Origin of the sequence: Helicobacter sp. MIT 21-1697, assembly GCF_026241255.1 — a bacterium.
Lineage (GTDB): Bacteria > Campylobacterota > Campylobacteria > Campylobacterales > Helicobacteraceae > Helicobacter_C.
Genome location: NZ_JAPHNC010000020.1, coordinates 1 through 1,176, shown reverse-complemented (window position 1 = coordinate 1,176; position 1,176 = coordinate 1). Strand labels below are relative to the sequence as shown.

Below are 1,176 nucleotides of genomic sequence, written 5' to 3'. Positions count from 1 at the left end.
AGCGTTTGACATAGAGTTCATTATCAAGGCGCACTACACAAATCTGCCCCTCTTGGAAACTATCACTTTGCTGGATTAGAAGCTGGCAGTTTTCTGGGATAGTAGGACTCATAGAATCCCCTCGCGCAGTGATGATAGAAAGCCCCAAAAAGTTTGCCACCCCAAAATAATCGCGCAAAAAATCCTTTTGCATACCAATATGCCGCGTGATATATTCCTCATTGAGCAGTCCTTGTCCCGCAGACGCATACACATCATCATAGACTGGGATTTGGATTGTGGAGGGCTTGTGAGGGAGTAACGAATCATTATTATTGACTAACGAATCCGACTTACGAACATCTAACGAATCACTAACGAATCCTGTTGGAGCTGTGTAAGAATTGCCTGATGGGGTATCGTCATCTAAAAAAAACATCATAGGAACATTAAATATATCCGACACTTTTGTTAGATAATCGTAACGCGGCGACTGCGTGCCATACTCATAAGCTTGTAATGTCCCATAAGATATCCCTGTTCGTTCTGCAAAACCTTTCTGCGTCATTTGATGTTCGTTTCTTAATGCTATTAGTTTTGAGCCTATCATTGATTTTGTCCCAAATTAAGAATATAGCTCCTACCCTTTTTGGTTCTAGTGATATAACCTTTGATCTCCGCGTAGTAAAGAGCGTATTGGATATCATTTTTGGAATATGACTTTAATAGCCCATATATGTCTGTTTGAAGTATATTAGGATTGTTGCGAATAACCGATATGATGTCATTTTTGATATGGTGGAACAAACTATCGTGCTCTACAAACTCTGACGCTAACTCTAGAAAGTTATCTAGCTTGTATTGAGGAACATCATCTCTTTTTAGTAACGCAGCAGTTCTTTGAAATTCAGTGCGTGCAGTCTTATAATCATCTTCTATCCAAGCTTCACAGGCAATCTGTAAGCGATCGTGTGCCATCATCTCGTCTGGATTATCTGTTGAAAAGGTAATATTATGCTTTTTAAGAATAGAATCTACAAGATCTAGGTTTGGATATGATTTCGTTTCTGTAATCTGCCTTGTTTTCTTGCGCGATCTGTTTTTTATTGTTTTATATACAAAATAAATGCTACCAAACACTATCAAAAAAGCAACAATATCCATACATAACTCCTTGACTATACATAAAAATTTATG

At 37.9% G+C, this 1,176-nt stretch carries 2 protein-coding genes; both read right to left on the bottom strand.

From position 1 onward, the window contains the following. On the bottom strand, nucleotides 1-589 hold a 589-nt coding region (locus OQH61_RS09405; protein ID WP_266027175.1), incomplete at its 3' end, for an XRE family transcriptional regulator. Next, nucleotides 586-1,176 (bottom strand): hypothetical protein (locus OQH61_RS09400; protein ID WP_266027174.1); only part of this gene is annotated, 591 nt, incomplete at its 5' end. The genes OQH61_RS09400 and OQH61_RS09405, both read right to left, overlap by 4 nt.